Source organism: Rhizobium sp. SRI_017 (genome assembly GCF_057586295.1).
The window spans coordinates 1-5,251 of sequence record NZ_JBYCZP010000046.1 but is presented as its reverse complement, the minus strand read 5'-3'; the positions used below and the strand labels follow the sequence as shown (position 1 = coordinate 5,251).

At 63.0% G+C, this 5,251-nt stretch carries 5 protein-coding genes; all 5 read right to left on the bottom strand.

Annotated elements, in window-relative coordinates:
- Positions 1-180: 180 nt before the first annotated feature.
- From AC2YI2_RS34770 to AC2YI2_RS34750, 5 genes are read right to left on the bottom strand one after another with little or no spacing between them, the layout of a single operon-like run.
- Positions 181-690: a hypothetical protein gene (locus AC2YI2_RS34770; protein ID WP_487391082.1), complete on the bottom strand. Its 510-nt coding sequence runs from the start codon at positions 688-690 to the stop codon at positions 181-183.
- Positions 683-1,993 (bottom strand): hypothetical protein, encoded by a 1,311-nt coding sequence (locus tag AC2YI2_RS34765; protein ID WP_487391081.1) that lies wholly within the window; start codon positions 1,991-1,993, stop codon positions 683-685. The genes AC2YI2_RS34770 and AC2YI2_RS34765 overlap by 8 nt, the downstream gene beginning before the upstream one ends.
- A complete protein-coding gene (locus AC2YI2_RS34760) occupies positions 1,990-2,748 on the bottom strand; it encodes an ABC transporter ATP-binding protein (RefSeq protein ID WP_487391080.1) in 759 nt (252 codons plus the stop codon). The genes AC2YI2_RS34765 and AC2YI2_RS34760 overlap by 4 nt, the downstream gene beginning before the upstream one ends.
- Complete coding sequence (locus AC2YI2_RS34755; RefSeq protein ID WP_487391079.1) at positions 2,745-3,797, bottom strand: FecCD family ABC transporter permease; 1,053 nt, start codon at positions 3,795-3,797, stop codon at positions 2,745-2,747. The genes AC2YI2_RS34760 and AC2YI2_RS34755 overlap by 4 nt, the downstream gene beginning before the upstream one ends.
- A gap of 1 nt (position 3,798) precedes the next feature.
- The gene (locus AC2YI2_RS34750; protein WP_487391078.1) at positions 3,799-4,884 is read right to left on the bottom strand and encodes an ABC transporter substrate-binding protein; all 1,086 of its coding nucleotides are present in this window, start codon (positions 4,882-4,884) and stop codon (positions 3,799-3,801) included.
- Between the last annotated feature and the right edge of the window lie 367 nt (positions 4,885-5,251).

The window sequence follows — 5,251 nt, the reverse complement described above, 5'->3', positions numbered from 1 at the left end:
ACTCGGCCATGCCAGCGCGGAAATGACCCGCCGCTACCAGCGCCGCAGGGACCGTTTTCGCGTCAACCTGACCAAGGCTTCGGGGCTTTGAAGCATCTCCGGCTGTTCGAATTCTCGATCAGGTTCATTTGCTCCTTCTTTCATCAAGCACCTGGTTGGCTACCGGCAACCGAGGATCGACTAAGAGGCCCTCACCTCGTAGACCTCGTGCGCCGGGATTGGGAGCAAGCGATACGCCATCTCGGCCTTCAATTCCTCGTGGCGGGCGATTTCGTCTGGCGTCTTGTCCTTCTTGGCGCCCAGCGTGACGAACTCCTCCTTCACGTGCCCCGGCTTGATCACGGCCTCTGCGGTCCGGCCGCGATAGTTGAAACGGAACACGTAGGGACCGGGAGGATCGGTGATGATGTCGTTGCCGCCGATTGATTTGTCGATCGTCAGCCGCCCCTCGGTCACTGCCCGGGTCACCATTTCGAGCGCGTCGCGTCCGCCGGGACCGGAAAAGGCGGTCACGATCGTCACCTCCCGCCGTTCCAGCGGCGTGTCGGACAACAGCGGAAACGCCGCTTGCATCGCCTTCAGCGCATGCGCCACGCCGCCGGGAAAGCCACCGCCGTGATAGGCGTTGATACTATCGAAGGCAAAGCTGATCGGGTGACCGTTGTCGAGCACGGCAATGGAATTAGACATCTGCGATAGCTTTCAGGTTGGGGACGAAGAGATCGAGGAACCGGGTGGTGGCCGGCATGAAATGCGAACCGTGGTGGAACATCGGATCGAGCGAGGAGAGGATCATCGTTCCCGGCGTCGAGATCTTGTCCTCGTAGAGGATCGCGCGTCCCTCGCCGTCACGGGCGAGAACGGTTGCACCGTTTGGCGGCGTGAACCAGCCATGCAGGTGCCAGGTCGCCTCCCGGTTGCCGATGCCCGCCATCAGCGGATTGCTGACAGCGGCCTGGGTAACCTGCACGCCGAGATCGGCGGCCGGGTCGAGCCACCACCACCAGTTCGTTTCCGTGCCGGTGAAATCGATATTCGGTAGCCACAGGTCAGAGCGGCTTTCACCGAGCGCCACCACCGTGCCGCCGGCAGCCAGATGGCGGGCGAGCACGGGTTTCTGCGCAATCATCCGCTGCGCCGGCGTGCGGCACGGAACCCAGACAATGTCATCGGGACGCAGGATGTCAGCGAGTTGCTCGGGCGCGCAGATGACGTCCAAGATCTCGGTGTAGCGCGATCCCTCAAGGCTGTGGATGTTGTAGTGGGTGCCGGACGAGGGCGCGACGATGCGCCGCCCGGTCCGGCTCGACAACCGCATGCCGCCATAGTCCTCGGGTGTCGCGAGCGGCAGGTCGGCCGCCGGCGCGGATGGCGCGGATGGCCACGGATCGAGGCAGGCGCCGCCCTGGACCCAGTCGATCATTCGCCGCGTCAGTTCGCCCGCCAAGTTCCATTCCAGCCCGATCGAACCGAGATCATTGCCGGCATGGGAAAAAATCCGACCGCCCTTCGGTCGTGCCCAGACCCAATCGACCGGCACCTTCGCCGGACCCAGCCCGTTGACCGCCACCGCGCCCTCGGGAAGTGGATTGCAGCCCCGGCCGTAAAAGCCCGCCACGCCCTTGTTGGTCTCGAGCCTGGTAAGGTCGAGGCCGGAGAATAGCGGATGGGCGTTGACCGAGGAAAGGTGGAAGTCGGCGCGCTTCGGCGCCTCGATCGGCCGGTACTGGCCCATGCCATCGATCAGCGGCCGCACCATGTGACCGTTGAAGAACCAGCGGCCGCCGGCATCGAGGAAAGCGGCGAGCGCTTCGCGCATTAGAACCATGGCATTCTGGTCGAGTTGGTTGTCGGTAATCAGGCCCCTGTGGGCCAGAAGCATGTCCACCGTCAGGTCCGGCTGCTCGACGATCGTCAGCACGCCCTCGGCCGCGACCGCCTTCACCGTGTCGGACGGGCCTTCGAAGGCAGATTGCAGATAGATCGTGCTCATGCCGCCTCTATGCCCGCAAAGGCCGGCAGGACTGCCCGGCGGGCCTCGCCATGGGGTCCGCTGACATCCACCCATCGCATCGGCACACCGTAGAGCTCGGACAGATGGCCGGGCTCGATCATCTCGGAGACAGTGCCATGCACCTCGCGGCCGCCAGGCATCATCAAGAGAACGTCGTCGGCCGCGGCCAACGCATGGTTAGGGTCATGGGTGGTAAACAGGATCGCCTTGTCGCGGCGAAGCCTGAGCGCGTTTAGAAGTTCCAGCGTGCGGGACTGGTTGCCGAGGTCGAGCGCCGAGGTCGGTTCGTCGAAAATGAGGGCAGGTGAGCCAGTGGCAAGAGCGCGGGCAATCAACACCATCTGCCGCTGCCCACCCGACAAGCGGTCGTAGCGCAGGTTTGCCAGGTGGCCTGCACCTGCTTCGACCAGTGCTTGCTCCGCCGAGGCGCGGTCGTCGGCCGAGGGTTGACCGAACAAACCAAGCCTGGCCGCACGGCCCATGACCACCACGTCAAGCCCGGATAGCTTGGCCTGTGAGGTGCCGTGCTGCGGTACGTAGCCGGCGATTTTCGGCGCCGCGCGGCGGCCCTTGGCCAACGGCTGGAAGCCGAGCAGGGCACGCAGCAGCGTGGTCTTGCCGCGACCATTAGGGCCCAGCACCGCCATGGAACGACCGACCGGCACGGTGAAAGTGATACCGGAAAACAGCGTGCGGTCGCCGAAGGAGACGGAGGCCTCATCAAGCCCGATCATGTGCGGTTCGTCTCCTTGAAATGGCGGCGTAGCAGGTAGCCGAACACCGGCGCGCCGACCAGCGCGGTCAGCACACCTAGCGGGATCTCGGCTGCCGTCAGCGTGCGCGCCAGGGTGTCGATCAGTGTCAGATAGGCGGCGCCGAGCAGTGCCGAGGCGGGGACCAGCGCGCGGTGATCCTCGCCGACCAGAATGCGCGCGGCATGCGGCACGACCAGCCCGATCCAGCCGACAATGCCGGCCACCGCCACCGAGGTCCCAGTCATCAGCGAAATCGCGATGAAGATGTACCAGCGCTCGCGGTCGGGATTGACACCGAGCGAACGCGCCTCCTGTTCCTCGAGCGCCAGCAGGTTGAGCCGGTAACGCAACAGCCATACGGCAAAGAGGCCAAGGCCCATACCCGGCACTGCGAGCCACAGCCGCGGCCAGGTGGCGGTGGAGAACGATCCCATGAGCCAGTAGACGATGGCGGGAAGGGAAGTGTTGGGATCGGCGATGAACTGCACCACGGAGACGAGGGCAGCAAACAGCGCCCCTATGATCATGCCCGCGAGGATGACGGTAATCACCTCGGTGCGGCCGTTGATACGCGCAAGAAGCCCCACCATTACCAGCGCCGACAGGCCGAGGACGAAGGCCATGCCGAGCAGCACCATGCCTGAATAGCCGAACAGGATGGCGAGTGCGCCGCCGAAGGCGGCACCCTGGCTGATGCCAAGCACCTGCGGCGAGACCAGCGGATTGCGGAACACGCCCTGCAGTGCCGCGCCGCCGACGGCAAGTGCAGCACCCGACAGCGCCGCCAGAAGCACGCGGGGCAGGCGGACGAGCAGCACGATGCGCTCGTCCATCTGGGTCGGCGCGGCATCCGGATTGAGGATCGCCGCCAGTATGATCTCGCCGATACGCGCCGCGTCGACGGAAAAGCGCCCGGCGCCAATCGAAAACAGCATGCTGGCGATCAGCCCCAGCACCATGAGCCCGAACGCGCCGATCCGCAGGCCGATCAGGCTTTGGCGCCGGCTCTCCGTAGCCGCGATCGCCATCCTACTTTGCCTTGAACTGGGCGTAGTCGGTGGCGTCGCCCTGCATGCCGATCCAAAGGATGCCGTCGATATCCTCATCGGTCAGGTCGTAGTCGTAGAGCGTCTTGTAGGCCTTTTTCATTTCGCCACGCAGGTCGTACTGGAAGATATCGGGGTGCAGCAGATTGGCGAGCCACATCCAGGTCAGCGGGCTTTCCTGGTTCGGTGGATCCCAGCGATATCCACCGAGCGGCATCTTGTAGACGCGCCTTTCCTGAGCGGCCTTGGTCAGTGACAGGATCGGGTCGTCATGGATCCGCTCGAGGCCGAGTCTCGCCTCGAAGCTGTTCAGGAGGATGACGTCCGGGTTCCACTCGGCGATCTGCTCCGCGCTGATCGTCGTACCCTGGCCCTCCAGATTGGCCGAGACGGATACGGCGCCGGCCAGATCGACGTAGAACGCAGCATAATTGCCCTTGTCGCCCGAAGCTGTCAGGCCTTCAAGCGCGCGGCCCAGATAGAGGATCCTTGGCTTCTTCTCGGCTGGGATGTTCTTCGACTTGGCGGCCATTTCGGCTGCCACCTGGTCGCGCCAGCCATTGATCATCGCCGCGCGCTCGGGCTTGCCCATCGCGGCCGCCACCATGGCCTGGTACTGCTTGGTCTTTTCCTCCGTGCCGTAGGAAATCAGAAGCGCGGTCAGGCCGGCATTGACGATCGGGTCGACGAGGTCGGGACCGCGATCGGCCCACTGGATGACCAGTTCGGGATTGGTGGCGGCCAGTTCTTCGACGTTCGGAATAAAGTTCGGCGCGGTGATGTCGGAGGGGATGTCCTTGGCCTCGGGGAAGATCTTGCCAAGCACGCCTTCGACGATCGCCGATTTGGCGGTCGGGTTCATGCCGACCAGCTTCGACGTTCCCCCGTCCATAGCGATGATGGTCGAAGCCATCGGGATGGGGATCGAGGCAATTCGGTCGGCTGGCTTTGCCAGCGTCACCGTTCGGTTTTCATGGTCGGTAATCGTAATCGGCTCAGCCGATGAGCTTATAGGCAGAGCGACAACGAGCGTGGCGGCGATCACCAATCTGCTGAGTTTATAAAACATGAATTTTTCTCTCATCTTTATGGTCTGTTCGACATGATAAAGAAGAGTGAATTTGTCAAGATTTTTGATTCCTACGGCCTCCGATTGAAGATCGTAGTCCTACGTCGGATCTGGACACCGGTCCGCAATGCGTTTGCATCTCAGACCAATTCGGCCATGAAATTGGCACCCGATGAGCGGACCGGGTTTGCAGCCAATTTCCGGACACACGCCCGGGATTGTGCTCTTGTCGATCGGAGCATGGAAATTTGCCTCAATCGTACCAGCGGTCGAAATCTCGCTCATCCATGTGAGAAGAGATGAATCGGAATTTGTGACTGCGGGGGCAATGAGCGTCAGACAATTTTGGTCGTGTCAGAAAAACGAC

Coding starts and splice junctions, on each gene's coding strand:
- AC2YI2_RS34755 (WP_487391079.1), bottom strand. CDS start 3,797: ATGGCGATCGCGGCTACGGAGAGCCGGCGCCAAAGCCTGATCGGCCTG.
- AC2YI2_RS34765 (WP_487391081.1), bottom strand. CDS start 1,993: ATGAGCACGATCTATCTGCAATCTGCCTTCGAAGGCCCGTCCGACACG.
- AC2YI2_RS34760 (WP_487391080.1), bottom strand. CDS start 2,748: ATGATCGGGCTTGATGAGGCCTCCGTCTCCTTCGGCGACCGCACGCTG.
- AC2YI2_RS34750 (WP_487391078.1), bottom strand. CDS start 4,884: ATGTTTTATAAACTCAGCAGATTGGTGATCGCCGCCACGCTCGTTGTC.
- AC2YI2_RS34770 (WP_487391082.1), bottom strand. CDS start 690: ATGTCTAATTCCATTGCCGTGCTCGACAACGGTCACCCGATCAGCTTT.